Raw genomic sequence first — 25,277 nt, forward strand, 5'->3', positions numbered from 1 at the left:
TTGAGATAAAAAAATGGCGCAAATTGTAGCGCCATTTTTCATCACATCGTAAGAAACGTATTTACTGAAATTTTGGGCCAGCTGCGGCAACAAAAGCCATTTCAACCAGATAGTCAGGGCTTGCCAATTGCGCTTGAACGCAGGCTCGGCTTGGTGCGCATCCTTCTGGAAACCAGCTATCCCACACTTCATTCAAAGCGGCGAAATGAGCAAAATCCGTGACATAAATCGTCACCGATAACACACGGCTTCTGTCGCTGTCGATCGCCGTTAACTGCTGCTCAGCTTGGGCTAAGATCTGCTCAACCTGCCCTTTCATATCGGCTTTTGTATCGCTATCAGCCACTTCCACAAAGTGGGCAATGCCGTTGAATACGGTGATGTCAGACCAACGTTTACTTGGATTAATACGGTGAATAGTCATGAATGTCTCTCTGTCATAGTGGGGGCTACCAGGCTAAGTTGCACCAAGGCCCAAATCAATAACACATTGTAAAGAAGTCATTGATGGGAAGAAACCTAAGAACACCCCAACAGAGAAACGGATTTTCTAAGCTGCCTGTGCGGCAGTGAACAAAATGAATTGTTGAACATCCTTTACACACACTTTCTAAGCTGCCTGTGCGGCAGTGAACTATAACCAAGTACTTTCTGAAGACTTCATTCGTTTCTAAGCTGCCTGTGCGGCAGTGAACATGAGTTTTGAAAATAAAAGTTTTGTGCCACATTTCTAAGCTGCCTGTGCGGCAGTGAACTTGATTGAAGCATTACGTCAACATCAACTTAATTTCTAAGCTGCCTGTGCGGCAGTGAACCTAGCTCTCGTGTAGACATTACCGCCTCTACTTTTCTAAGCTGCCTGTGCGGCAGTGAACAAAAGCATTGAGACGGTGTCTAGCCTTGGATTTTTCTAAGCTGCCTGTGCGGCAGTGAACTGAACGGATAGCCATTGGCACTTTCATGCCTATTTCTAAGCTGCCTGTGCGGCAGTGAACCCGACTTGTCGGATTGTCCACACTTTTTAGGCTTTCTAAGCTGCCTGTGCGGCAGTGAACTTTAACGCATCTTTTAACCGGAGAAGAGAAATTTTCTAAGCTGCCTGTGCGGCAGTGAACAACGGAGATAAGAAAATGAACGCACTAGAAATTTTCTAAGCTGCCTGTGCGGCAGTGAACATTATTATCACATCAGCTAAGCAATGACGCGATTTCTAAGCTGCCTGTGCGGCAGTGAACCATTGGCTGAAATTGCATTGGGTGTTTTTGTAGTTTCTAAGCTGCCTGTGCGGCAGTGAACTACTCGAAAATGAGCGACCCGCTTTACTTTGATTTCTAAGCTGCCTGTGCGGCAGTGAACTATAGAATAACAACATAAAAATAAGTTACAACAAGCAGTTAGAGCAAAAAATGCATTTTTACCCTATTTTAAATCACCCGATGTAACTATTTGTATTTAAAGATTATTTTTAAAGAGCAAAAAAATAGGGTTAAAACCAAGGAACCGTAGTGGTATGACTTAGCCCATAGGAATCAAACTTTCCGGATACTGGCAGTGGCTGCTTTTCACCAAACTCAAAAAATTTACGATACGTTTGCCCTGTTGAGCCACTCTGTAAATCAAGATAAGGCGCGTTAATGCTCTGATTTGACATCTTCTCTTTATAGCGCTGCTCACCTTCTTTATTGATACTCCCTCGTGCAATTAAGCGCCGCAGCTTTGCACTGCTTAAATTGCGCCGCTTAGCTGAGATCACCCGGTATTGAACTTGCTCAGGAACGCTTAACACTTCACTGATTTGGCAATAACCGACGAGAGGCCCTAACCAGCATAAACCTTGTAGATCATTCAATAAGCTTACCGAACCATGCACACGAAACAACTGCCCGAGCTTTAGGTTTGCTTCTGGAAAGCTCATCGCAATTTGATTGGTATTTAACTTAACCAATGCTTTATGAAACTTCGTAAACACTTTACTGCCCAATTCAGCTTCATTCATCTCCGCATCTGGTCGTAAATGTATGTCAATGTATGAATCCATAGCTACTCCGTGATTTAGGCATTAGAACCGTTCTCTCATTCAGCACCAAACTGCTCCATTTCTGCATCAGTACAATCCACGATAAACTCTTGATTACCTTTTGTTTTTTGAGTTTCACATATTTGTTTACCTATAATAATAAACCTTTCCCTATCCATCTTAAAATTTGGTCCCCCAGTAACCATGCCGATATATCCCATAATTTCTGAGCGACAGAAATCCTTTCTACTCATCGGTGGGCATTTTATGTTTTTACGATTAGGCGATTTAAGTACAACGGTTATTTCATCATTTGTTTTAATAAGATCATTTAATCTATTGTCGATAAACCAATAGACAACACCAGCGGCGATTAGGCTTGTAGCAATAGAAATCAATATTGAGTAAATAAAACCCTCTGACTGTTGAGTACAAAACCCTATGCCAATAATTATTAATAACGGTACAACAAACATTACCAGTAAAAAAAGCCAAATGCGTTTAAGAGTATTCATTACTCCCCCTTCAATTGTTGTAATCGATCTTTGCTGATTTGATAGTTTTTCTTTTTCTTTCCCGGAATATAACCAGCCTCTTTTAAACATGATGCAAGTGATTTGCGATTATCGATATTCCATGCTTCGATAGCCCTATCAATCCATGCTTCAACTTTGTCGCGGAAGCTTTGATTATCACGTTGAGTTTGGTATTTCTCATTTATCACACTAATAACGAGTGATGGCGGCATTTCTAATTCGGCCTTAGCTGCCGCTTCCAATTGCTGCTCGTTTCGACGTTGAGCTTCAGCTTGCCTGTGTTCACGCACATCTTGCGGTAAGCGTTTTTCATATTCATCCAAAAGCCTTTGCATTAACGCTGGGTCAACCTTCATATACCCATAACCTGCGGCAGTTTTAGCACCTATGCCGTTATTTGCTAAGGCTTTTTCTAATAGGGTTTGGCAAAGCTCAATCGCTGCGGGCTCACCTTCGAGCACAAATAAAAAGCTGCCCTGCACTGCGAGTAAATGATTAGGGATCGGGCTGTCTTTATCAGATGGTTCCGCCTGAGTACCGTTGTAATAGGCTTGATGGTGTGTGGTAACGACATCGAGTACAAAGGGTTTATGCTCTTTTTTCGCAGGATCGGGGATCCACCATGCATCATGAAAAGTGACTAAGCCCGATACTCGATAAGGCTGCTCACTATCGGCGGTGCCAAACAGTTGTTCAAGTTCATCGCTATGCCCAGCCAAATGTTGATTTGCCCAAGCGCGAGCAATCCCTTTCACACTCGAACCCGGAATATACGGCATACCATAATTACGGCTAAGGCTACAGCCGGTTTCTAATGCGGCGTTACCCGTTAAGCCTATTAATAGACGGTTTTCCAAAGTCATTGCTGTTTGGCTAAAGCGATTCTCGTCTTGGGAGAGGTCAAACCAACGGTTAAAGGTGTTTTTGTACTCAGATGAAGCGGGCAGTTTTACGATTTCTTCTAAATGCCCTGTCTTCTGATTAGCCTCAAGCAGGCCTTTTTGCAGTAAAAGACTAGGATTGGCGCTATCCGTCTGGCAAAAAGCGGATTGTATTTTATTGCGCACTAAGGCTGTCATTACTTGGCCTCCGCAGGATTATGATGGTCATCATTCACCTCGCCTGTGGCATCAATTTTTAATACGCCTTGCACATAACGGCGCAACCAGCCTGCAATTTCCAGTGCTTCACGGGTATAGCGCATGATTTGATGCAAATCCGATTGAATAATTTCGTTATGTAACGCCTCACCCTTATCATCATCAGCGATATTGGCAAGCTTGGCATCCACCTGTTTAAACACTGCCGTAAGATCCTCAAGCAATGCTTTGTGATGATCTTCACTCTTGGCCAGTAAAAAACCTGTTGCCTGCGCTAAGCCATTTTGCAAAACCATGGTGGGTAATTTATGTGCGAGTGTGGCGTATTTTTTATTCTCTTCAATACTCTTGTCTTTACGGGAATTGATCCGCTCAAACGCGGCAGTGGCAACGATTTGACTGCGTGGTTGCATGCTTTATTCCCCTTTGCCTGACTGGGCAATAAACTGCACTAAGCCATTACCAGTACCCATATTGCCGCCCATTTGCAGCAGGGGTTTGTTATTGATAATGTCGTTAAACATAAGCCGTTTATCACCATTTTGATCGTTCAAACGGGGTGCATCTACCGAGTACACGCCCCATAAGACGCTTTCAGCAGGTAAGCTTTCTTCGGTCCATAATGCTCCTTTATCGACTACGCCAGTTTTTTGATTAATACGAATACGGGTGCGAATTTCGGTGGCGGTTTCGGCCAGAAAGGAGAAAACCGTATCAGGTAATACGATGATGCGCTTGCTGATGTCGCTATAGTAGGCGCTCTCTTTTGCATCAAGCGTTTGAGCAATGTATTCAGCCCATTGTTGGGTGTGTTCACACTCTTGGGCTTTGAGATCTAAATCTTCTAGCACCATCAAGTCATCTTGATGATTAGGATTGCCTTTAGGGTATAAAGCTTGATCTTTGGCAGGTGTTGGAACCGTTAAATCTGATTTTCGATCTTTTTTGTAGCGCTGCAAAATAAATGGACAAGTTGCATAGGCCAAAATACCGTAAACCGTTCGCACTGGTAGTAGCAACAGATGAGCATCGGTTATCGACAACGCACCCGTACAACTGAGCTTACCGTCTTGTTTGTCATAACCAAATAATGACTGACTTAAGTCTGATTCTTTCTGGCTAATATGCGCTTTTAACACGCCGCGCACGGTAGAGCCGGGGACGATCGGCAAATTAGAAGCTCGCTCGCGGGCAATAGGCTGATCGACAATTCCAACGGATTGGCCAGAGCCACAATGCAAAATGGTTTGACTGAATAAGTGATAAACATGAAACGACATAACATAGTCCTTTAAAAATAGCGTTAAATAGTAAATTGATAGGCAGCAGGCAGCGCCAAACCAAAGCCGTTAAGGTTGCTTTGTGGGTCATCACAAAAGTGCGCTAAGCAGAGTGAACGAATGTCTTCATCCGTTGCATCGCCTTTAATTTCAAACCAATAAGTGGCCCCAGCGGGGATCATTTTTTGCGCCGCACGTGGCGTGTTATTTACTAAATCCCAACCTGATTGCGGGATCCAACGCTCTAATGCGGCGGCGCGTAACTTGACGGTTAGGCTTTGACAGCATGGTGGCGTACCGACCAAATCATCATTCAACCAGCTTGGCAACCAACCCTGGTTAAATAACACTGGCGTTAAAAAGGTCAGCGTGAACCCTTTAGCTTTTGTTATTGATTGTGCCAAATCACTGGGTAAAGAGGGCCATAAAGTGCAAGCCTCAACCTCTGCTAAACGCCGCTCGCCGCCCAGATTAAGCAATGGCAAGGTTATGTCACCGTCAATACCAGCCAAAATGCTTACACAAGCGTCCGGAAATGGTTGATGATCAGCACGTTGCTGCCACATGCTTAGCCCTGTGGTTTGAAAAAGCTTGCCCGATTCCACATTGCGACTGTGATTATTAATAGCAATATGCGTGCGAATATCCGGCTCGGCAGGCATCCAACCGTTTTGGCAGATTCGCTCAAAACTGACCGCCTCCCCTTTTCGCCATGCGGCTAAATCGTTAAATGACCACCAGTTAGGGCCGGAAACTGGCTTGCCATCAGGTGCATTTTCAGCAAACAAGGGCAGCAAGCCATTGGGTAGATCGCAACCTTCACCTTCAGCAAACGCCATAGGTTTAGAACGCACTAAATGGGTGAGTTGAGTCTGTTGGTCATAAAAATACTGCACATCGGCAGGCTTAGGCACCAAGATATGTTCTTCGCTTGGGGCGTCGCCATTGATAGGCCGTTTAACCGCGAGCGGACCTGTGACGGCCAGTTTTAACAGCTCGTTATTCAAGGCTTTTCCGTTGCTGCGAGCATGGATATTACGCAGCGCCCCAGCAACCGTTGACGGTGGCGGAAATCGCGCCGCTTGTGCATCAGAGATTTCTTCAAATGGCCTGCCTGAGCGAATAATCAGAGGGTCTTTAGGTTCAATAAGGTAATACAGCATGATTATTCTTCGCCTCCAATATCTGCGGTGGTTTTAGCACTCAGCCAGCGCGCTAAGATAAGTAGATTGGCGAGTTCGTCTAGTGAGTAACCTGATGCTTGGGCGCGAAGTTGCGATTTGAGCTTCTCCAGAGCAGCCTTCTTTGACTCTTTAATTTGTTCAGGTGTCTTCCCTGATTCTTCAACACTTACATTAAAATCCGCTCGCGCTAACATTCGCTCGAGTTCACTTTCTCGAATGCCTGCTAACTCTTTTTGCCCAGTTGTCCACTTCAAATGAACTGCCATTTCTCGGACCTCTTGCATGATGCGAGTTGGCATCCAACCCTGTGCAAAAGCGTGAGTGAAATCGGTCAGCGCATTTAATGTCTCATCATCATCCCAGCGACAACGCCAGGTGATCTCATGACCTGAACGAATACCTAGATGTATGGCAAGTGCATTACGGGGCTTGTGTTCTTTATTACCTTTATTACCTTTATTACCTTTGGCGTGTTTTTCTGCCGCGATAGCCCGAGCACGCAGTTGGCGCATAGGTTGTACAAAATGCCCAATCGCTAAGCCCACGGATAAGGTTGGATAAAGCGCTTCACTCAGTTTCAACTCGGCTGCAATAACCTTCATCTTTTCTTTAAAATCATCGGCTAACTGTTTAGCACACGTCATTGCTTGAGCTAACGGCACAAAGGCTAATACATCATCACCACCCGCATAAATGGCATGCCCGCCGTGATCTTGTAGCGTTTTGCGCACACTGGTCGCAAATTTATGTAGGGCTTTAGAAATCGCTTTAGAATCATCATGAGTCTTGGCTTGAGCCAATAATTCCCCCATACGATCGCCATCCGCTTTAAGCAACACACCGTAGGTCATTGGCGAGCCTGACTCTTTGCCAATAGTCGATAAACAGTCAAGCAGCGCCTTTTTTGTACCTTTTTCTAAGTCTTTTTCTTGCTCAATACGACTAGTAAACAAGTATTCGCCATCATATGGGAAAGCCTGATACCTATCCCCATTACCCTTAACGGTTGTGGCTAGGCCTGCTTTTACAAATGACTGATAATTTGACTGAAGGGTATTGAGTTGTTCTGAGCTCAACGAGGATAACCAAGGTTCAACGACCACACGCGAAAACGGTGTGAATTGTTCAAAATGCCCCGCGCTGCGTTTTACTAAGCCTAATATGTCTAGCTCTTCTCCTTGACTAAGTCGCAACTGATGCTGGTATTCTTTGTTATTGACTTGCTCTGTCAGAGTATTATTCGCCCCGTCTAACGTGGATTTAAACAAACCCGACTTTGTGTCTTGAATTGGTTTAAAGTCTTTGGTCTGCTTACGTGCGGCAAGCAACTTTCCCAAACGCTCCGAGGCTTTGCCATACTGGCCTGCCTCAAACTTCACCCACGCGGCATAAATGTCGAGAATGCCGTCTTTTTGTTGTTCAAAACGCGCCCAGTCAATCGTAAAGCTCTCTAATTTTTTATGTCGTATAGTATCGAGAATCTGCATTAAACGCGCTTCGGCGGCCTGTTTTGCATTCTCTACAATGTCACGAACCTGACTAATATCATCGACCTGAATCACTGCCCGAACCACATTGGCAATATTTGCCTCTACTTCTATCTGGCTATCTGAATCGGGATCTTGTGGCTGTAGATCGATATCTGGATTCTTTGGGTTTGGAAAAATCAAACAATCGCTTTGTTCTTCGTGCAGCGACAATGCTACCGCGCGGGAGACTTCCGACAACAACCACGAGCCACACCATAAATCTTGGCTGCGCCGCCCTGCTTCAATAAAACTTTGCACGGGGCCAATGCTAATCGCGACTAAATACTCCATTGTTATTGTCCTTGTTTAAAATAGTCGAGGAAGGCCGAAAGAGGGTCGTCGCCACGTCCGTTCATGGGTTTATCTTTGTCAGCAAGCATCTTTTGCTGCTCTGGCGATGATGACCAATGCATAGGTTTAACGTTAATCTTTTTAGGCTTTGGTGATAGCTCTAACGATTGAGCTAACGCTTCTCGCCAATAGGGCAAAAGTAACGCTGCTGAATGCCATTTATCATTTAAATCTAAATACGATCGAATGATGAGCGGACTGGCCATACGTTCCTTATCTACATCAGCAACCGTCAATGTATGGTCATCAGGCTCCTGCCCCGGACCTTGGTCTTGCTGATAATGAAAAATAATTGGTAAGCCGAAAACAGCACGAGGGAAAAAGTTAGTTTTTACATCATCAGGGGGGTGTTTCTTACTATGTGTATTCGCTAAATTCCTGATTGAATTAGCTTCAGGCCAACGGCTTCTGCCAACTGGTGACTTAGAATTATTTGAAGGTAGGTTTCTGCCGACCTCTAGAGCCTGACGAAAATCTCTTAACTTATCGCAACCGTATTTCCAACAAGCAAGCGCATCACTACGCTCTTCCTTAGAAACCAGAGTCAATATACCGCCTTTCAAAGCCACTTCATCAGCACTAACAGGCTTAATATCAGAATTCTTAACATCAACAGCGCCTAGACCTCGACGTGTTCTACTACCAATACCGCCAAAACTTGCCCACCAACGTATAGCTTCGTTGACTTCGCTAATTTGTTCCTGGCTTAAAGGTTTTTTATCATAAATCTTATAGCGAATCTCCAAGTCAAAACACAGATCAGGTTTCGCTATTTTTTTAGGTTCCTCTCCTATTTTTGTTCCACGATCAATTAACTTTCCTTGTGCAGAAAAAAGCGCATAAGCATGACCAAATTTAGGGTCTGGTTTAGGCACGCTATTGTATTTACTTGGATCTTTACGATGTATTTCGTATTCAAAAGCAGGTACTTCACCATTGAACTTAACATTGGTAATTCTAATCTCCACTCGGCTCGCTTTAGCCTTATCGCTAATCCCCCCCCACATTGCTTCTTCATTTTCTCGCATGACTTTAGGGTCATCAAACGGCCCACAGGCAATACGCCACCAAAAACGTAATTGCCCACGAATAGCACTGGCGCGAATCGGCATGGCAGTATCGACTTTCCCCGCCTCGACTCCACCACCGTACATAGGTGTAACTAAAGTGCATGAATAGCTTTCCCATTCATTTAAATCATCGAGTTCTTCTTTCAATCTTTGCAGATCAATAGTGTTGTTCTGTCTTCGCATTCCACAGTTCCATTCTGCTGAATAAAAAACTAAAGGTGAGGATTTATCCCCTTTAGCCAACTTTATACCGAACGTAACATTGATTAATAAAATAAAGAATCGATACTTATCAATAACCTATTGCATATCAAAAAATAGGGGCATACGTTTTCTAAACTGTGTGGTGGTTAGCTAGTAAAGCAAGTTTGTACGTTTTGGAGGGGCGCAGCCACAACCTGACGAAGTGACCTTTAAAGGGTACAGCGACTACTCAAAATTGATCTGCATTTTTTCTCAGGTATTACTCCTGAGCGACATTTATCTTTCAATCAATAACGATCCATTTCTAAGCTGCCTGTGCGGCAGTGAACTATGAGGGTTTAGTTTCTGCTGCTGAGTTTCTTTTCTAAGCTGCCTGTGCGGCAGTGAACGGGAGGGCTCTAGATTGCTAACGCTTGGTAATTTTCTAAGCTGCCTGTGCGGCAGTGAACCAGGGCGTTTTTTGAGCGGTTTGATTTGGATTTTTCTAAGCTGCCTGTGCGGCAGTGAACATTAACGCAGAAATAGCGCGCTTGCTAGCAACTTTCTAAGCTGCCTGTGCGGCAGTGAACTCAATTGCTTGAAGCGCGGTTTCCGCCGTGGCTTTCTAAGCTGCCTGTGCGGCAGTGAACAAATGGAAAGTTTGTATTCCACGACTATCAATTTTCTAAGCTGCCTGTGCGGCAGTGAACAACTCGCCCACGTTGCCGGAGTTCGCCCACTGTTTCTAAGCTGCCTGTGCGGCAGTGAACTCATTCACCGCCCGTTTAACCACCGTTTAAAATTTCTAAGCTGCCTGTGCGGCAGTGAACTAGAGAAAGTGCCAGCAGGGTCAGTTTCTAGCTTTCTAAGCTGCCTGTGCGGCAGTGAACAAAATGAGTGGCAACAAGAGTTTGAGTGTGATTTTCTAAGCTGCCTGTGCGGCAGTGAACAAAATGAGTGGCAACAAGAGTTTGAGTGTGATTTTCTAAGCTGCCTGTGCGGCAGTGAACATTTTGTCATTGGAAGCCTGCTCTGACGAGATTTTCTAAGCTGCCTGTGCGGCAGTGAACAGAGCCAACACAAACATTTGCTTTCATGGAGTTTTCTAAGCTGCCTGTGCGGCAGTGAACTATAGAATAAATCAATAAAAATAAGTTACAACAGTTAGTTAGGATAAAAATCGCATTTTTACCTTGTTAAAAACCACCCACCGTAACTCTTTGTATTTAAAGCTTATTTTTAAAGAGCAAAAATAAAGGGTAAAAACTTACCCTTTTTAGTTCAGTTTAAAAGTGTGGCACTGTAGCCAATGCTGACTGCCGATTCGCTTTTGCACTCAAACCATAGCAATCGAACTGTCCAACTTGTGATGCGCTTTGTCGCTGCATTTCGATAAACAGCGGAAATTTGCTGTTTTTCTCTGGCGAACGCTGTTTGGTTTGTTGGCTGTGCAAGTAAATAAATGGTAAAGAGCAAAGCGTAGTGGGTTTGGTTTTTTCTAGCTCAAGCAAACACTCTTCTAGCGGTTTACCTGATTTTGCTGCCCAAAGCGTGGCTTTTTGCTGCATGTTTCGCTCTATTCTCTCTGGAGATTTTACGTGCTTACGCATAAAACTGGCGTAAGTGACTTCAGTTGGGACTGGCTTAATGGCTTTAACATGAGCGTAATCTTCCAGCCGAGCTAACCATTTTTCGATGGCTAACTTCTCTAGAATCGCTTGCTCCTTAGCAAACAGACGCAGTTTATTACCGAGCGGAAACCCAACCTTGCCGTATTCTGGAAAACCTATGGCTATTGCCGATTGATTTTCGTCAATTTTATGTTCAACAAAGGCAATATGCACTTGCTGAAACACGTTTTGCCAGATAAAGCCAAGTGAGATATCAACATCGGGTAATAAGGTGATTTCTTGGTAGTAGTTCATTATTGCCACCTACTTATCGCTTTCGCCAAAAACACCACCGCGCACCAATACCGCTACAACGTAATGCTCATCTTCTTCACGTGATAACTCTGATCCTCGCGCCCATTTATCAAAAAATGTATAAAAGTCTTGTTTATCTTTCGGGGTGCGGAAAGCTTTACCTAGGTTAGTAACCGCACCATAAGGTTCAATCGCAATCGCGCCTGCGGTTTGCTCTGGCAAGCTGTAATCAGGATACCAAGTATCAATCGAACGCAGCGCGTTACCGATTTTTTGTGAATGCATCGCAGCGTTATCATTCACTGCATACAAGATTTTGCTCTTCTTACTTTTACTATTGCCTTTGTCTAGTACCAGTTCTTCGCTTGGATACACTTCTTGTGCTTTACCCACTTTAGCGTAGCAATCAATTTGCAGCATCAAGTGATCGGCTTCACTGGTGAGTGCCTGAGCAATTCTGTCGGCCAAACTATTGATCTGTGAATCGTTGTGATCAAAGTGTCGAGTACTGAATTGTTTAGCATTAAAAGTCCACGCCTGCTCTGCCCCTTTGTTCAATGCCTTGACTTGCACTTCAATATCTTCTGCGCCAACGCGGTTGCGCCATAGAAAACGGGCATTGGCAAGGTTGGTGGCATAGCGTTTCGCCAGTTCGAAACAGCCATATTTGGTAATGTACTGCGAAACCGCAGCGCTATAGCTTTGTTTGAACAGCGCATTGTTACACGCCGACGGTTGGGCAAGCCCCCCTAATACTTTGAGTGTGAAATGCAATTTAAGTGTGTCTTGATCTTGACCTAAAGCACAGGCATCAACCCTTTGTAGGTTAGCTTTCTCTACTTCTGCATTAAGTTTTACAGGGTCATTTTGTACCGCCGCTTTTAAGCGGTTTGAAATGGTGCCTCGTACCGATTTTTCTTGTAGTGACAATGGAGTGATTTGTTCTTTCGTCTCCCAATTTGTGCCAAATAAATAAGCGTCGGATGGAACTAATTTCTTTTCAAATGCTAATACAGAAGCCGTGTCGTTATTTTTAGCCATGAGTTGATTCCTTATTGATGTTCATTAATGAGGTTGTTTTGCTGACAAAGGTAGAGGTTATTTTCTAAATCTGAGTGGTAATGCCAGAGCATGTCGTCGAGATGCTTGATTTTATACGCCATAACAAATTCACCTAGTGTGACCACGCTTTCGGCAAAGCGATGTGGCACTGATGGATCTCGCTGATTCTTCGCCTCACCTAATGGCGAAATACCCTGAAAACCAGTGGCAATCGGCACAATCCAACCCGCTGTTTTTCTCTGACTACGCCAAACCACAGTCTCATCCTTTAGTTGTTCACAATGATGATCGACTGTTAGATGACTCAGCAAGGCATCTAAAGCGTCATGGCCTTGTTTCATTGCTTCGATCATCAGATCTCGTCTTTCGAGCAAAACATAGCCGGGCATCAACTGGCGTAGCAGCTTTGCCGTTTCTAGCTCATCGTCGATTTTTACTGTGGTTAGAAATGGCAATTGCAAACTCAGTACATCACCACTCGCTACTTTCATTGTGGCAATCGTATCTTGCAGACGCACAACAAAGTTTTCGTGATCCAATTCATCGTCGTTACCATCACATTCGATCACTAACGACACGTCAAGATGACAACGAGCTTCTTCAATAAATGCCGAACGTGAACCATCCTTATCTAGTGGATTACCTGTCCCAATAATCGAATGTACAAAATCTCCTTCGCCTTTATGAGTTTGTAAATCAAATTGATGGCTCACTACGGCGGCACTACGGAACATTAATTCCTCCAATCCCGTCTGATTGAGTTTGCGCTCTAACGCATGGACAAAGCCTAACCATGCTGTCATTGCCGGAAAGCCAATGGTAAAAGGGCTCGATAAGGCGTTGGCATTATGAATTTTAATATGAGGTAAAATGAGCAATCTCATCGTAGTGCCTCCTTGTTGTTGGTGACAATGCGTTCAATCGCCAATAGTTCTTGGTCGGCTAAGGAAACGGGGTTGGTGATCACTTTTTGGTAGTGGTTAATTAAGCTGCGAGAGATCTGCCGGATAATACTGTCTAGCCATTCATCATCTTCAAAGCGTTGCTGCTCAAACTGAGGATAAAGCCAGATTTGTTGCTCGACCTTTAATTCACTAGACAATTCCCCGTGATACTCTGCGAGTAAAATTCTCACCTGCCACATTTTATCAATAACAAGGTCAACATATTCTTGAATCCGATAATCCCTGCCTTCACGGATATTGATATTGTTGTAATCGATATTAAATAAGCGATGTAGCGCTTCCAATACTTCTTTCCCCTGCCAAGGATTTAAGCTGTCTTTAAAAAAGTCGGTTTTAGGTAAACGTAGATTTCTGGGCTTAAGTTCTGGAGGGGCAGATGCGAGTAGATGAGCTTTACCCGCATTTTGGTTATTGAGTACGCTGATGTTTTGCGGTTTCGTTCCACCGAAACCTATCGTGGTTAAACCAAAAATTTCACGATACCCGTTCGGATGGTATTGGTTGGATTTCTTACACTCTCTTGCTTGTTTTAACTCTTCTCCAAATCGAAGATTATCAATGCGCTTACGTTGTTCAAATAAGTGCCCTGAATGCGTTAAGAGTGAAAGCAAATGATATTCACCATCTTCAATAGGGAAATAAACCTGTTTGATTTTTGAGCTTGAAACCACTTCTTCGTCAGACTCAATCATTTTTAAAAAGCCATCTCGTAACTCGTGGTAATTACAATTGGGTTGATTAAGTAATAATTGAGCGAAATCACTTTCCTGCTCGATGTGCTCCAATAGACGACGGTTATCAAACATCACTAAAGTCAGGAATTTATGTACATCCAGAGCTGCGGCGTTCCCTAATGCATCCAGCTCAACATTAATATTTCCGGAACGTAAAAAGCCGTCAGCTTGGCTTTTGTTTTGCGCGATGATCGACGAAACATATCCATTTTTATTTTTTCTTGCACTTGGGTGGCTAAATGTACAGGGGTGTGATGATAACGATATTTGTCCTGCCCTTTTTGCCGCGTCGGGTAACCAGTTTGCAAGCTGGAACTGCTGTTCGCAGACTCGCTCTTTTTCGCGTACTTCCCACTCTTCCATGTCCGCTTTGATATTTTTCTTTCGCCAAGCCTCTTTGCGTTCGGCAAAAAAGGTACTTATCGCTGGATCTAGCACTTTCGTTCCCTCCATCATTTCACCTTAACCAGCCCAAACTGGTCGTTATATGTGTATTCATCTTGTTCACCTCGATTAATCAAGCTGATTTCACCAAACTTTAGTGAGGTGATAAATTCATGTTCTTTACTTTGACTGTATTGGCTAATCAGATCGCCATAGTTACGTTGTAACCATAATTTTTGCTGTTGTTCAAGATTGATCGGTTGATGCTTAATATTGAGTGTTAACTCAATGGCATTTAAACCACCGTGGTCATCGCGTTGGCAGAACTCCAGACCACGATCCTTTTTCAGCAGGTAGAGCTGCATGCTCGGTTCACTTTTCCTAAAGCGCTTAAAATATTGCGGCAATGCGGTTAGCCACCAGTAACCGTGAATATGACCATGCAAATGATCGCACCAGTCGCTTCCTGACGAAGCAGAACGGCTTTCTCGATTAAACCGCTCTTTGCGAGTGGGTGCTGATTCAACCGGCTTGTTGATCTGTTCAACGCCGAATGTTCTGGCGGTGGCAAAATGTTCAAGGTCGGCAAGGTTATTCTTAGCGTCTAAATTCTCCCGTTTTTGAATACGAGGAATGGCATCGATTGAGCGTAAAAGTCGCTTTTCATTAACCAGTTGTTTTAGATCGTGGCTATTTAACTGGGTGGCTTTATCCGTCTCATAACCGGGATGATTAAACACCCTGTCCTCACTACCGCTAAAGCCTTTCACATTGTATTGCAGCAGGGCGATATTAGGTTTATCCACTTCACCAGAACGATGACGCCTTACCCGCCCCGCCATTTGGATAATGGAGCGGAAAGAGGATGGTTCAATCACCGCCCAATCAAAATCGTGGTCACGCCCCACTTCTTCAACTGGCGTTGCCACTAAGATAAAGATAAGGTTTTTCGCCTTACAAGCTTCTAAATGCTGGCGAATCACTGGATCTTTGAACGCTATAGGTTCTTCACCCTCTTTTTCTTTACGTTTCAACACTCCATCAAGGTGCTTTTCTTGCTCATGGCGTAACAATAAAACTTGCTGACTGTGGTAAGCCATGCCGCGTACTTCGGTATCTTCAGGCCAATCACACGAAAGCAAATATTGGGTTAATTTCACACAAGGTTGGATATTCGCCACCCTGACGACCCCAAAAGAAACCTTCGTTTGAGTCTGATGGTCAAGAGTGAAATGATGCAGATGCTTAGCTAAAATGGCCTGCTTAACGTGGTCAAAGTATTGCTCTTCAATGGACAACTCTGCATGTTTACTACAAATAAAAATTTCAGCTTTGCGTTTGGCGGGTTGCTGTTTCAACTTGGCAATTCGTTTAGTAATAAACTCTTGCTGAAGGGCTTGATATTGTTCTAAATCACTATCATCACTACCAACCAGATCAGGCTGAGTGCTAAACTCATCCACATAAACACAATTAACGCTTGCCGATTGATCACGGCTAGCAGCAAAAATCGCCCAGCCTTGTCGATATGCGTTGTATAAACCCAGTGCAAGATCCGGTGGAATAGTCGCAGAGGAGATCATTACTTTGCGCCCTAACATGGCCGCCAAATGGACTAAACGCCCAATCGCTATCAGATCATCTCCGGTAAAATCATCTATTTCATCGATCACTAAATCCGACGACATTAAACGTAAACAAGGCAAAATATAGCGTCCACCGCGTTTAGTTTCGGTAGCTGCCATAATGTGATCTATCGTGCAGACGAGCACGGGTGCATACAGCAATTTCCGATCTTTATCTTTAGTTAATACAGTCGTGAGTTCATCTTCTGGTAAAACCCCTCGCCAGTGCAGTTCGTCGGTTTCATCTTGCAAGCTTTCGAGTGATTCAGAACCTAGCTCCTCTTGCTCAAGATCTTTATCCTCTTTGTCTACGGGTTTGCCCGACTGGTGCAGCTCAAAAACCGCTTTGGATCCAATCAATACGGCTAAATCACTGTCTTTTAGCTTAAGCCGCTCTTGGTACTCATCCCCGGTTTGCAAAGTGAGTGTTCGCAAGCCAAGTGCCAAGATAAATCGCAGGCTTTCACACTCTTCAGATAACGCCTGCATAATTTTGGCGTTGGCGATGGTTTTGCCACAACCGGTACTGGCCATGTTCACCACAAAATAGCCTTGGCTTTTATCTTCTGTGTGTTCACGCCACTCATTGATTTTGCGTACCGCTTTGTCTTGCCAACGGAATGCTTTAGGTGTGTTGGCCTTAGGTGCAAGCTCGCTGAGCTCGGTGGCTTTTAGCGGCTCCGTTTCAAAAAACGGCAGTAACTTCACTGTGTTCACCGCGGCTTTAGCGACATTCACTAAGTGTTCGTCGAGCCTTTGTTTCAGCGCTTTGGTAGTTCGATCGGTATTGGCGTATAACTCACATTGAGTTTGCCACTGTGGATCATTTTCTTGGGAGGAATAAAAATGATCACCTAGCATCAAGCATAACCTTGCATGATGTAAAATAATTCGCCAGCTACCGTCCGCCATTGCTTGCTCAATTAACGGTAGGTGATGTAATAAATCTTTTGCTCTGCGTTGAAGCTGAGTCGTCCAATGTTTCGAATTTGATACTAAACCTTGGGGAAATTCAAAGCATTTTGATAGCAGGATACTGTAATCATCAAAGCGGTTTTCATAACCCCATGCTTGGGTTATTTTGCTGAGAAAATCCGTTAAGCTCGTATTACTTCTTTCTCTTTGTCGATTGCACAATTCCTTATCTTTAGGTAAAGGCAACCTGTGATGAGAAACAATTAACCAAATAATCAATGATGCTGCATTTGGCAACTCAGCCAATAGTTTTTCTTGTTTTACTAACTCAATTGGCCTTAGAAGAGATTCCTCAATACCATCGTTGACAATCATCGTGAGCCACTGTTCATCGCCGTTTTTACTGGTCACGCTATTCACAAATTGATGAAACAAAAGGCAAGAAATCCATTCGTGGCGTAGCGGGTCACCTTTATGCTTGGTTTTCATTTCTGGATTTAACTTTTCCTGAAAAAGTAACGATGCTTTACCCCAATCATGCAGCAAAGCGGCCATGCCGGTGATCGCCTTAATCAGGGGTAAATATTTCCAATCACTTTCGTATTCACTGTTTAAGAGATCTTTCTCAGTACTATTAACAGGCACCACACCTTCCACATTAAATTTCTTTTTATTGCCCACCACCCACAACAACTGGCTGCGGGAACGAGAGCGGATCCAATGGCAACTGACGGCGGTGCTGCGGGTGGCGGTTTGGCCTAGCATTTTTTTGACGGTTAATAGCCCTTCTTCGGTGATCAAAGTTTGCCAAGTGTTATCGCCAATTCGGTTGGCGAAGGCATCCAGTACGCGGCGGGTTTTCTTGAGGGCGTTTTTCTCACACTGAGAGACGAAGGTGACCATCATAAAGCGTGATCCTCACTCCCTTCTTCATCTTTGCCTTGCAGTGCGACGTGTTTCACTGTGTCGAACATAAAGTCGAGCGCTTTGTGTTCAATGAAGGCTTGCAGGATTTGCTGGCGAAACTCTTGTTCGGTGGCGTTTTCTTTGGCGCAAACGAATGCCCACGGCAGCACAATCGCATCTTTGATTAAATCCGCCACATCAAACACCAAAGCGCCGCGGCGGGTTTTGCCATGCATGACGGCAAAGCCGTGCGGAATGCCAAGCACCCACAAGCAGCTTGCCGCAAGCCCATAGGCTAAGTAGTTGCCGTGGTTTAAAAAATCGTTGGCTTTGTCGGTGGATTTTTTGTCCGGCTGATGCTGGCGAGTAAAACCGTCTTTACCGGTATTATTAGCGGCGTACTTGTATAAGGCTTTGGTCAGTTGTGCTTCGGTGAGCAATAAGTCGGATTGTTTGCTGGCGGCGTCAGTGCGTTGGTGAAAGGTTTCAAGAGATTGCTGTATCACTTCATCTTGAACATTAAATTTCTCTAGGGTTAATTCTCTGTCGGAGCGCCAAACGCGCTGTAAGTAATCAATCCGCGCATTTTGAAACTGCTTCGCGGCAGCCAAGCGTTTTTGATCATCAAACCAGAACGATAGCCAACCTTGTAGATATTCGGTGGGCCGGTATTCGCTTTGCGGCGTAAACCATTCTACTTCACACGCCATGTGCAGTGGCGTGCCACCCCCGCCACAAAAACCCACCAACACACCTGCCTGTGAGAGCATCCGCATCGCTGCCTGAGTAATGGAGGTGCCGTTACCGAGCATCAGTACGGTGGTATTGGCTATCGGGATATTGAAGTAGAGGTTTTCTTTATCAGCTTCCGTTAAATAGAGCACACGGCCATCTTTTTGCATCACTCGGCAATATTCCAAGTAATACATATTGGCGCGTTTGGAATGCAGTATGGTTTTTAAATCGGAGGGGGAGAAATCATCCATGTTATCTTGGTTGCACTCAAGCTAATTGCTATGAGTTAAATACCATATTATTTTTTCTAAACGATGACTACTATAAGATAAGCATTCGATGATCTAGGCTAAGGAATGCTTGATGATCTGCATCGTCTGAGTCACAAAAAGCTGACTCTGGCTACCACCATTTTTAGGTTTGAGCTTTTCAGAGAGAACTTAATCACTAAGATGACGTGCAACGGTTGATTCATGGATAGGAAGTGCTTGAGAAATCATGACCTGACTTCGCCCTCTGATCTGATGCCAGCAAAACGACTTTTATACGGTCACGTACTCGACCATCGCGATTGGAATCATGCAGCTGTTCGAGTTGCCGTTTTTGTTCAGGAGTGAGTATGATTTTTATGGTGCGTAGCATGATCTTGTTTTTGTTGGAAATCAAGCACCTTCATGATCACAGGTATACACCAGAAATGTGTCTATGGATTAAGAAATTTAATTTTCACAATTTATCAAAAAAATCCATAAATTTTATCGTGAACGTTTCCGTGTTGGATGCGATAATAAAACCACCATTATAAATGCATAGAGATTCTAATGAAAATAATATCAACGGCTTCAAGTTCTATATCTTCTATCACTCAAAAAAGCATTTCAAAAATAATTAATCTTGCTGAAAAAATAAAATCAATAAGGCAGCATAAAACAACATCATTGAATATTAATTTGAGTAAAAATGCTAAAAATGCCAAATCCCACGCTAATTTAATCAAGCTAGTGAATAACAGCAATGATTACCTATCAAGAAATAAAGGGGAAAATGTTACATTAATAAAATCGTTACCTACAGGTTCCAGCCATGGAAAAAGTTTAGCACCTCAAATACCAGAACAGCTTAAAACAGACAAATAAAAACCGCCTATCAAAAAACGGCCTCTTTCTAAAAGTGATTAAGAGGCCGTTTTTATAGGCGGTACTTATAGATTGAATGATTCAAATCATATATTTCTGCCTACCAGCTTTTAAATCAGTTCTTAACTTGATGAATAACATTATTAAAGAATCGTAATTTATCAGCTAACTCAATCTCAGCATTAAAAGTGTTTACAGGAAATTCCGATATCATAATAAGTTTATCTTTCTTTAAATTCATAAAAACACTTTCATCCAAAAACAATAATTCCATTATTTTCTGAGACTTAGCGCGAATAACTCGTTGATCAAACACTGGGATCTCCACAAAGGTCTGCAATAAGTTATCTTGTAAATGAATGAAAATCTCCTCACCTCCCACTAATTCAATACCAATGGGATCATCACCTTCAATTCTTGAAAGCAGATGAGGTTGAACACCTAAATTATCCACTAAAGCTTTATAAACAACTTCTCTCAGTTTTTTCATTTTCTAACCCTATAATTGATGAAAAAGCAGGTGGAACTGTTCATATATACTTCCTCCAACTTGTGTAAGTAAAATAATAAAAACCACTAATTTCGCAGCCATTGGCAATCCTGGATCTTGAACACTAAAGACTGTTTGCAATAAGCCAACAACTACACCAGTTATGACAAAGCTTAAAGAAAAAATAATAATTGCATTTTTCACAATATCTAGACATGCAGCCGTGACATCAAGTACGGTCATAATATTCCTCTAAAAAACTGGTTACTTTTTTATTTTCAAATGTAAATAGATAGTATTTTCTAGCAAAAAAAACTCGGTAACTATTTACCTGAGGATATTGCCAAAAAAAAGCTGGTGATAATGAGTAATTGAGATTATTTGAACTCATCACAGGAAAAGTTTGTAAGAACGAATGAGTGAAATTGCCACTGTCCACATACTTAATTTTTGGCTCTATTCCAAAAATATTTGTATGTGTACCATTCAAATGATTGGGCGCATCTATAGATATTTGAGGCGGTTGAATATCTTTTATTGCAGAGAAGGCTACCGGCCATTTCTGATTATGGGACGAATAGATCGATTTGGCATGAAGTGGCATAAAAGCAGAAGACTCAAGAGGTAACTTTACTCCTTGCGATTGGATGCTCACACGATTTAACACCATCAACGGTTTTTCTTTAAGAAGCGGATTTTCACTATGTCCGTACTGCTTTGTATCCTTTAACACCATCAACGGTTTTTCTTTAAGAAGCGGATTTTCGCTATGTCCGTACTGCTTTGTATCCTTTAATACCAATGATGATGTCTCTTTTGTGACAAGAGGCTGTGCGGCACTTTGTTTTGCGTTCGCTCCCGTCATTCTAGTTTTCCGGTCAATACTCTGAGTAGCATCGGTCGGTGTTTGAGGCTTAAGCGATATATCTCGTTGCTGGACTGACATTGTATTCGCGGTCACTTCGGGAGCTACCTCATCACGATGTCTTTTTAAAATATCTTTCTGCTTCTTTTTACTCTTAGTTACTGTGCTTTCACCAGCAAGAACCGGTTTGAGATCGTCTGTAAATTCATTCAGTAGATCCTCAAAATGATTATCTTCTGTCGCCAAAGTATTTAATGAGTTCTGATTAAGCTTATTTAACATTCTTTCTCATACCTTAACTCTTCTCTGATCTCATGAAGTGCATCTTTACGTTTTTCAAGACGTCGTTTTTCAGCTTCAACTTGCTCTATTTCAGAAGCTAAATCCTCTGCTTTTTGTCGAGTGACCGACGCATCGAAAAAAACCGATTCAATACTGGTTTTTATACTCTCTCGACGCATAAAAAGACGGCTCAACGCATTCGTTTCTTTTACCACAGCCAAACTTTTTAGCTCTTGCTGTAATACCTCAATACGCTGCCAATATTCGTCTATATGCTCTTCCAGTTCTTGGCTAAGTTTTCTCAGCTTAACCAAAATCCTCTGTTGTTTATTAATTCGAATATCAATGATCTCAATAATCTGACCAAATTCTTTCCATCGCTTCGAGTGTTTCTTCATATTCAACACCTTCAAAACCTTGTTTTAAAAACTCCATAATTACTGGGTAAAGGTCAATTGCCTTGTCAGTTTCTAAATCATTGCCTTTTTCGTATTCTCCGACTCGAATCAATAGCTCAACATTGAAATAGCGATATACCATATCTTTAATTTTTTCCGATAATCGAATGTATCTTTTATCTTGAATCTTATTTTGTAGACGACTTTTGCTCTTTAATACATCAATCGCTGGGTAACGTCCTGTTGAGGCGATAGTCGTTGAATAAACAAGATGGCCATCAATTAACGATTTCACTTCATGAGCAATAGGATCATCGTCGATTTCTTTTTCAATCAAGACGGTGAAAATACCTGTCACAGAACCGTGAACTGAGTTACCACAACTTTCGACCAAACGAGATAATGCAAGCGACACACCAATTGGAATGCCACCTTTAATTGGTGTCCCATCCAGCATGGCTTGCGCACGAGCAAAACGAGTCAATGAATCAAAATAAATCACCACTTTTTTGCCCTGCGCCATAAAATGGCGAGCAATGGATACGGCAACTAAACCAGAACGCACTTTTTCTAAGGGATTTGCTTCTGATGTGGAGACCACAGTGATTGATTTACGAATGACTTCAGGACCAATCTCTCCCTCTAAAAATTCAATGACTTCACGCGCTCGCTCGCCAATCATGGCAAAAATAACAACGTCAGCTTCCATGTTATTCGCCATAATGGATACCGTTGTTGTTTTGCCGGCTCCCGCGGGAGCAAATAAACCAACACGTTGCCCTTCACCAATAGTAAAAAGGCCATCGATAATCTTAAGTTTGGTCGGAAAAGCCGTTTCGATAGGCGCTCGCATCTGTAGTGGGATTGGCTCAACAATGATCGGTAAATCAATAAATTCACCAGGCTGAGTCAAGTAATCATCACCATAGAGCGACTCTCCGTAGCAGTTGATCACTTTTCCCACTAACGCTTGTTCATTGAGAGGGAAACAGAATCGGCGCGGTGTTATTTCTATTCGTCCACCACGCTGTACGGCACCGGGCTGAAGTAACTTTATCTCCACTCTTGGTTGAGAAACTTTCATCACTTCACCGCGAATTTTTTGCCCTGTAACAGTATGAATAAAACACTCTTGACCGACAAAGGTATTGATAGATACATGGCAGACAACCGTATCTTGATACAATTCTTTTACCTTAAAAAAGTGCTGTAGCATTACTCAATCACCTCAAATGAAACCGACACATAACGTTTGACTTTATGCTTTTTCTGAGAGGTATTTTTGAACAGTTCTCCGAGTAGAGGAATACTCGAAAGCACTGGCACACTGCTCGTTATCGATTGAGTGGCTGTATTATCAAACCCACCGAGAATCACCGTTTGATTTGGCTTAATATAAACTTCCGTTTCTAACGATTGTGAACTCACTTTAGGCGGCTCACTTTTCTTACTTTCACTATCCGTACCACCCAATGACTCTTCTATATATTCTACTTTTGCCTGCACATTGCCCGATGGTAATAGACGCCCAGTCACATACAGACTGTTATCTGCTTCTATTTTTTGAACCTCAACCTGCCGCTCAGAAATCAATGTAATGGTTGCCGTTTCTTTTTTACCAAAGTGGCCCTTTTGATTTTCAAGCACTAAAAGATTGGTTTGATAAACACTGCGAGCAACACCATTGGAAGATAATGCTTGGAAATTTCTTAAAAAATCAGTGGTTTGAGTAAAAGGAGGAACCACAATATCATAAATACCTTTGGTGCCATTCAACCAAGAGCTATCAATACCGAAATTCTCATTACGATCCACGGCCACGTCATACACTGTTAGTGAGAAAAGCAGTTGTTGCCGTTTAATGTCGATCAACGCCGCGATACGCTTTGCTAGTTTAATTTCTTCCGGAGTACCTCGGACTAAAAGTGCATTGGCTGCAGGTAAAGCCTGAACTTTAGACGTTTTTTCTTGCTCGTCTAGTTGCTGCTTTTCGCCTTCACTCAGCTTAACTTTATATGCACGCTGTGCCATTTCTCCATCACTGACATTCTGAAATTGCCCCATATTAGTTATGGCTGCAGCAATCAATGCTTGGGCTCCGGGGAATATGACCGTACTATCAAAAGAACTAACGCTGCGATCAATAACTGAGATAAAGTGAAATTCAATTCTCGCTAGTTCTAAGTTGTTTCCTTTTTCTAAAAACTGGTTTCTATCCACCATATTGGCATAGCTGACGGCATCATTAACGAATTTACGTGTACCGGAAAATAAAATTGAATTACCTCGCTCCGTTAATTTGAGCTTAGTAGTCAAGTTGGTATTAAAGGTTTGTTTCAACTCTTTTAGTAATGCTTGAGATGTAATATTACGCGGCTTATACGAATAATTGATGTAAGTCTTTCCCGCCTCAACCGTCAGCATTCCTCCATAGACATACCAGTCAAAATCATAAATCTCGGAAAGTTGCTTTAATAATTCAGGGCCTTCTCCAGAAAGTGTTTGAGTAAGGGTATAGCGTTGAGTTTTATCATCAAGATCATTGACTAGTTTGACTTGCATATCCTTGGCAATTGCCGATAAAGCCCCTTTTAAATCAATATCTTGCTGTTTAATTAGAAGGCTAGCTTGTGTCATTGTTGCACAAAAAAATAAAACGAGTGGTAGCCATTTAATCTTCATTGAGTATCTCTTTTAAACGTTCTTGACTTTGTTTCATTTGACGCGCAGTTTCATCCATAATCGACTGTGTTAATATCATATCCACAATTTCTTCGTCACTCAGCGTATCCTCTTCCTTGAAGTGAGTGGTTACTTCATTTTGTACTTTCGAAGATCGCAAAACTTCCTGAGCAACCGATGCAAAATCGTCCATATCATTATCAGCTTGAGAAACAACCGATCTATTTATTATTTCTACTCTATTCATAACCTACCTTTTGCATCATTTGTTTGAACACATAAAATTGATCACTAAACAACCAAAGATTGAGGATGATAACAATTACAATCGCTTTAATATTCATTGTAATAAACATAGAGATTGACGCTTTTTTAAAAAAAAGATCGATATAACCACAACCTACGGTTATCGCCATCATTAAAATAATATACTTACCCGATACAATCATCACCATCGATAAACTATCAACGATCATGAAATAAAGTGTTTCAAAAGGATGGTTGATATAGTCACTGTGGGCATGTGTAAACACATCGAAAAGAGGCTGAAAAAGAGTGCCAGCCTCAAGTGCGTACATCAAAAAAATAAGGCTACTGATTTTCGCAAGTGCTTCTGATTCATCGGTAAAACGACGATCCTGAACCGACTGTTCATTCAGTAATAATAACTGTTGAATAACACTACCTACCATACCGCTTAACCAATATGGGACGGAGGAAATAAGTGCAAAAAATACAACACTTAAGACCCACCAAAGCGTTGGGACTTGAGCTAGGTCACTCGCGCTTAGCCCAATCGCAAGTACTATGGAAATCGCTAAACATGTAGTGTTATCCAAATAAAGCCTAGTTGGGTTGTAAATTTTTAGAAACAAAAATAAACCGGTAAATAAACGCCAATCAGGAAAAAGTAATGCTTCCAT

General features: G+C 42.6%; 24 protein-coding genes, 1 pseudogene and 2 CRISPR repeat arrays. Of the genes and pseudogenes, 1 reads left to right on the forward strand and 24 read right to left on the reverse strand.

Translation table 11 applies throughout. The features are described from left to right. Positions 1-61 precede the first annotated feature (61 nt). From CCZ37_RS07205 to CCZ37_RS07280, 16 genes and pseudogenes are all read right to left on the reverse strand, one after another. On the reverse strand, positions 62-424 hold the full coding sequence (locus tag CCZ37_RS07205) for a RidA family protein (protein WP_013856709.1): 363 nt from the start codon (positions 422-424) through the stop codon (positions 62-64). Between the two features lie 123 nt (positions 425-547). Next, positions 548-1,356: a CRISPR direct-repeat array (repeat unit 28 nt; unit sequence TTTCTAAGCTGCCTGTGCGGCAGTGAAC). 130 nt (positions 1,357-1,486) lie between these two features. After that, positions 1,487-2,038: a type I-F CRISPR-associated endoribonuclease Cas6/Csy4 gene (gene cas6f / locus CCZ37_RS07210; protein ID WP_094500150.1), complete on the reverse strand. Its 552-nt coding sequence runs from the start codon at positions 2,036-2,038 to the stop codon at positions 1,487-1,489. 35 nt (positions 2,039-2,073) lie between these two features. Further along, positions 2,074-2,532 (reverse strand): hypothetical protein, encoded by a 459-nt coding sequence (locus tag CCZ37_RS07215; protein WP_094500151.1) that lies wholly within the window; start codon positions 2,530-2,532, stop codon positions 2,074-2,076. Beyond that, positions 2,532-3,632: a type III-B CRISPR module RAMP protein Cmr6 gene (gene cmr6 / locus CCZ37_RS07220; RefSeq protein ID WP_094500152.1), complete on the reverse strand. Its 1,101-nt coding sequence runs from the start codon at positions 3,630-3,632 to the stop codon at positions 2,532-2,534. The genes CCZ37_RS07215 and cmr6 overlap by 1 nt, the downstream gene beginning before the upstream one ends. Then, the gene (gene cmr5 / locus CCZ37_RS07225; RefSeq protein ID WP_094500153.1) at positions 3,632-4,066 is read right to left on the reverse strand and encodes a type III-B CRISPR module-associated protein Cmr5; all 435 of its coding nucleotides are present in this window, start codon (positions 4,064-4,066) and stop codon (positions 3,632-3,634) included. Before cmr5 ends, cmr6 begins: the two co-directional genes overlap by 1 nt. A gap of 3 nt (positions 4,067-4,069) precedes the next feature. Next, positions 4,070-4,933: a type III-B CRISPR module RAMP protein Cmr4 gene (cmr4, locus tag CCZ37_RS07230; RefSeq protein WP_094500154.1), complete on the reverse strand. Its 864-nt coding sequence runs from the start codon at positions 4,931-4,933 to the stop codon at positions 4,070-4,072. Positions 4,934-4,956: 23 nt separating this feature from the next. Next, on the reverse strand, positions 4,957-6,096 hold the full coding sequence (locus CCZ37_RS07235) for a type III-B CRISPR module-associated protein Cmr3 (protein WP_094500155.1): 1,140 nt from the start codon (positions 6,094-6,096) through the stop codon (positions 4,957-4,959). Between the two features lie 2 nt (positions 6,097-6,098). Then, the gene (gene cas10 / locus CCZ37_RS07240; RefSeq protein ID WP_094500156.1) at positions 6,099-7,937 is read right to left on the reverse strand and encodes a type III-B CRISPR-associated protein Cas10/Cmr2; all 1,839 of its coding nucleotides are present in this window, start codon (positions 7,935-7,937) and stop codon (positions 6,099-6,101) included. A gap of 2 nt (positions 7,938-7,939) precedes the next feature. Beyond that, entirely contained in the window at positions 7,940-9,310 is a 1,371-nt protein-coding gene (gene cmr1, locus CCZ37_RS19195; protein WP_208613906.1) for a type III-B CRISPR module RAMP protein Cmr1, read from the reverse strand. A gap of 262 nt (positions 9,311-9,572) precedes the next feature. Then, positions 9,573-10,380: direct repeats of the CRISPR family, unit length 28 nt; unit sequence TTTCTAAGCTGCCTGTGCGGCAGTGAAC. Between the two features lie 156 nt (positions 10,381-10,536). Beyond that, positions 10,537-11,175, reverse strand: a complete 639-nt coding sequence (cas6f, locus tag CCZ37_RS07250; RefSeq protein WP_094500157.1) for a type I-F CRISPR-associated endoribonuclease Cas6/Csy4 — start codon at positions 11,173-11,175, stop codon at positions 10,537-10,539. 9 nt (positions 11,176-11,184) lie between these two features. Beyond that, positions 11,185-12,216 carry a type I-F CRISPR-associated protein Csy3 gene (gene csy3 / locus CCZ37_RS07255; protein ID WP_094500158.1) on the reverse strand — a complete coding sequence of 344 codons (1,032 nt, stop codon included), beginning with the start codon at positions 12,214-12,216 and terminating at the stop codon, positions 11,185-11,187. An 11-nt stretch (positions 12,217-12,227) separates the two neighbouring features. Next, complete coding sequence (gene csy2, locus CCZ37_RS07260) at positions 12,228-13,121, reverse strand: type I-F CRISPR-associated protein Csy2 (protein ID WP_094500159.1); 894 nt, start codon at positions 13,119-13,121, stop codon at positions 12,228-12,230. After that, entirely contained in the window at positions 13,118-14,392 is a 1,275-nt protein-coding gene (gene csy1 / locus CCZ37_RS07265) for a type I-F CRISPR-associated protein Csy1 (RefSeq protein ID WP_244187257.1), read from the reverse strand. Before csy1 ends, csy2 begins: the two co-directional genes overlap by 4 nt. After that, the gene (gene cas3f / locus CCZ37_RS07270; RefSeq protein WP_094500160.1) at positions 14,389-17,766 is read right to left on the reverse strand and encodes a type I-F CRISPR-associated helicase Cas3f; all 3,378 of its coding nucleotides are present in this window, start codon (positions 17,764-17,766) and stop codon (positions 14,389-14,391) included. Before cas3f ends, csy1 begins: the two co-directional genes overlap by 4 nt. After that, positions 17,763-18,752, reverse strand: a complete 990-nt coding sequence (cas1f, locus tag CCZ37_RS07275; RefSeq protein WP_094500161.1) for a type I-F CRISPR-associated endonuclease Cas1f — start codon at positions 18,750-18,752, stop codon at positions 17,763-17,765. Before cas1f ends, cas3f begins: the two co-directional genes overlap by 4 nt. A 105-nt stretch (positions 18,753-18,857) precedes the next feature. Continuing rightward, positions 18,858-19,143 (reverse strand): annotated as a pseudogene (locus tag CCZ37_RS07280) (IS630 family transposase); the annotation flags it as partial. Between the two features lie 179 nt (positions 19,144-19,322). Between CCZ37_RS07280 and CCZ37_RS07285 the strand changes: the two are divergent. Next, positions 19,323-19,637 carry a hypothetical protein gene (locus CCZ37_RS07285; protein ID WP_094500162.1) on the forward strand — a complete coding sequence of 105 codons (315 nt, stop codon included), beginning with the start codon at positions 19,323-19,325 and terminating at the stop codon, positions 19,635-19,637. Between the two features lie 115 nt (positions 19,638-19,752). Here CCZ37_RS07285 and CCZ37_RS07290 read toward each other — a convergent pair whose 3' ends face one another. From CCZ37_RS07290 to CCZ37_RS07325, 8 genes are read right to left on the reverse strand one after another with little or no spacing between them, the layout of a single operon-like run. Next, positions 19,753-20,127 carry a hypothetical protein gene (locus CCZ37_RS07290; protein WP_094500163.1) on the reverse strand — a complete coding sequence of 125 codons (375 nt, stop codon included), beginning with the start codon at positions 20,125-20,127 and terminating at the stop codon, positions 19,753-19,755. A gap of 9 nt (positions 20,128-20,136) precedes the next feature. Then, on the reverse strand, positions 20,137-20,370 hold the full coding sequence (locus CCZ37_RS07295; protein WP_094500164.1) for a flagellar biosynthetic protein FliQ: 234 nt from the start codon (positions 20,368-20,370) through the stop codon (positions 20,137-20,139). Continuing rightward, the gene (locus CCZ37_RS07300; protein WP_094500165.1) at positions 20,357-21,274 is read right to left on the reverse strand and encodes a hypothetical protein; all 918 of its coding nucleotides are present in this window, start codon (positions 21,272-21,274) and stop codon (positions 20,357-20,359) included. The genes CCZ37_RS07295 and CCZ37_RS07300 overlap by 14 nt, the downstream gene beginning before the upstream one ends. Continuing rightward, positions 21,268-21,672: a hypothetical protein gene (locus CCZ37_RS07305; protein WP_010317947.1), complete on the reverse strand. Its 405-nt coding sequence runs from the start codon at positions 21,670-21,672 to the stop codon at positions 21,268-21,270. Before CCZ37_RS07305 ends, CCZ37_RS07300 begins: the two co-directional genes overlap by 7 nt. Beyond that, on the reverse strand, positions 21,626-22,888 hold the full coding sequence (gene vscN2 / locus CCZ37_RS07310; protein ID WP_094500166.1) for a type III secretion system ATPase VscN2: 1,263 nt from the start codon (positions 22,886-22,888) through the stop codon (positions 21,626-21,628). The genes CCZ37_RS07305 and vscN2 overlap by 47 nt, the downstream gene beginning before the upstream one ends. Then, positions 22,888-24,354, reverse strand: a complete 1,467-nt coding sequence (locus tag CCZ37_RS07315; protein WP_094500167.1) for a secretin N-terminal domain-containing protein — start codon at positions 24,352-24,354, stop codon at positions 22,888-22,890. The genes vscN2 and CCZ37_RS07315 overlap by 1 nt, the downstream gene beginning before the upstream one ends. Beyond that, the gene (locus tag CCZ37_RS07320) at positions 24,344-24,601 is read right to left on the reverse strand and encodes a hypothetical protein (protein ID WP_094500168.1); all 258 of its coding nucleotides are present in this window, start codon (positions 24,599-24,601) and stop codon (positions 24,344-24,346) included. The genes CCZ37_RS07315 and CCZ37_RS07320 overlap by 11 nt, the downstream gene beginning before the upstream one ends. Continuing rightward, positions 24,594-25,277 carry a type III secretion system apparatus protein VscT2 gene (locus tag CCZ37_RS07325; RefSeq protein ID WP_094500169.1) on the reverse strand — a complete coding sequence of 228 codons (684 nt, stop codon included), beginning with the start codon at positions 25,275-25,277 and terminating at the stop codon, positions 24,594-24,596. Before CCZ37_RS07325 ends, CCZ37_RS07320 begins: the two co-directional genes overlap by 8 nt.

This window comes from Vibrio qinghaiensis, assembly GCF_002257545.1.
GTDB classification, from domain to species: Bacteria; Pseudomonadota; Gammaproteobacteria; order Enterobacterales; family Vibrionaceae; genus Vibrio; species Vibrio ordalii.

Excerpts from the sequence above, each read along its gene's own strand:
- CCZ37_RS07205 (WP_013856709.1), bottom strand. The coding sequence starts at position 424 with ATGACTATTCACCGTATTAATCCAAGTAAACGTTGGTCTGACATCACC.
- cas6f (WP_094500150.1), bottom strand. The coding sequence starts at position 2,038 with ATGGATTCATACATTGACATACATTTACGACCAGATGCGGAGATGAAT.
- CCZ37_RS07215 (WP_094500151.1), bottom strand. The coding sequence starts at position 2,532 with ATGAATACTCTTAAACGCATTTGGCTTTTTTTACTGGTAATGTTTGTT.
- cmr6 (WP_094500152.1), bottom strand. The coding sequence starts at position 3,632 with ATGACAGCCTTAGTGCGCAATAAAATACAATCCGCTTTTTGCCAGACG.
- cmr5 (WP_094500153.1), bottom strand. The coding sequence starts at position 4,066 with ATGCAACCACGCAGTCAAATCGTTGCCACTGCCGCGTTTGAGCGGATC.
- cmr4 (WP_094500154.1), bottom strand. The coding sequence starts at position 4,933 with ATGTCGTTTCATGTTTATCACTTATTCAGTCAAACCATTTTGCATTGT.
- CCZ37_RS07235 (WP_094500155.1), bottom strand. The coding sequence starts at position 6,096 with ATGCTGTATTACCTTATTGAACCTAAAGACCCTCTGATTATTCGCTCA.
- cas10 (WP_094500156.1), bottom strand. The coding sequence starts at position 7,937 with ATGGAGTATTTAGTCGCGATTAGCATTGGCCCCGTGCAAAGTTTTATT.
- cas6f (WP_094500157.1), bottom strand. The coding sequence starts at position 11,175 with ATGAACTACTACCAAGAAATCACCTTATTACCCGATGTTGATATCTCA.
- csy3 (WP_094500158.1), bottom strand. The coding sequence starts at position 12,216 with ATGGCTAAAAATAACGACACGGCTTCTGTATTAGCATTTGAAAAGAAA.
- csy2 (WP_094500159.1), bottom strand. The coding sequence starts at position 13,121 with ATGAGATTGCTCATTTTACCTCATATTAAAATTCATAATGCCAACGCC.
- csy1 (WP_244187257.1), bottom strand. The coding sequence starts at position 14,392 with ATGATGGAGGGAACGAAAGTGCTAGATCCAGCGATAAGTACCTTTTTT.
- cas3f (WP_094500160.1), bottom strand. The coding sequence starts at position 17,766 with ATGATGGTCACCTTCGTCTCTCAGTGTGAGAAAAACGCCCTCAAGAAA.
- cas1f (WP_094500161.1), bottom strand. The coding sequence starts at position 18,752 with ATGGATGATTTCTCCCCCTCCGATTTAAAAACCATACTGCATTCCAAA.
- CCZ37_RS07285 (WP_094500162.1), top strand. The coding sequence starts at position 19,323 with ATGAAAATAATATCAACGGCTTCAAGTTCTATATCTTCTATCACTCAA.
- CCZ37_RS07290 (WP_094500163.1), bottom strand. The coding sequence starts at position 20,127 with ATGAAAAAACTGAGAGAAGTTGTTTATAAAGCTTTAGTGGATAATTTA.
- CCZ37_RS07295 (WP_094500164.1), bottom strand. The coding sequence starts at position 20,370 with ATGACCGTACTTGATGTCACGGCTGCATGTCTAGATATTGTGAAAAAT.
- CCZ37_RS07300 (WP_094500165.1), bottom strand. The coding sequence starts at position 21,274 with ATGTTAAATAAGCTTAATCAGAACTCATTAAATACTTTGGCGACAGAA.
- CCZ37_RS07305 (WP_010317947.1), bottom strand. The coding sequence starts at position 21,672 with ATGAAGAAACACTCGAAGCGATGGAAAGAATTTGGTCAGATTATTGAG.
- vscN2 (WP_094500166.1), bottom strand. The coding sequence starts at position 22,888 with ATGCTACAGCACTTTTTTAAGGTAAAAGAATTGTATCAAGATACGGTT.
- CCZ37_RS07315 (WP_094500167.1), bottom strand. The coding sequence starts at position 24,354 with ATGAAGATTAAATGGCTACCACTCGTTTTATTTTTTTGTGCAACAATG.
- CCZ37_RS07320 (WP_094500168.1), bottom strand. The coding sequence starts at position 24,601 with ATGAATAGAGTAGAAATAATAAATAGATCGGTTGTTTCTCAAGCTGAT.
- CCZ37_RS07325 (WP_094500169.1), bottom strand. The coding sequence starts at position 25,277 with ATGGAAGCATTACTTTTTCCTGATTGGCGTTTATTTACCGGTTTATTT.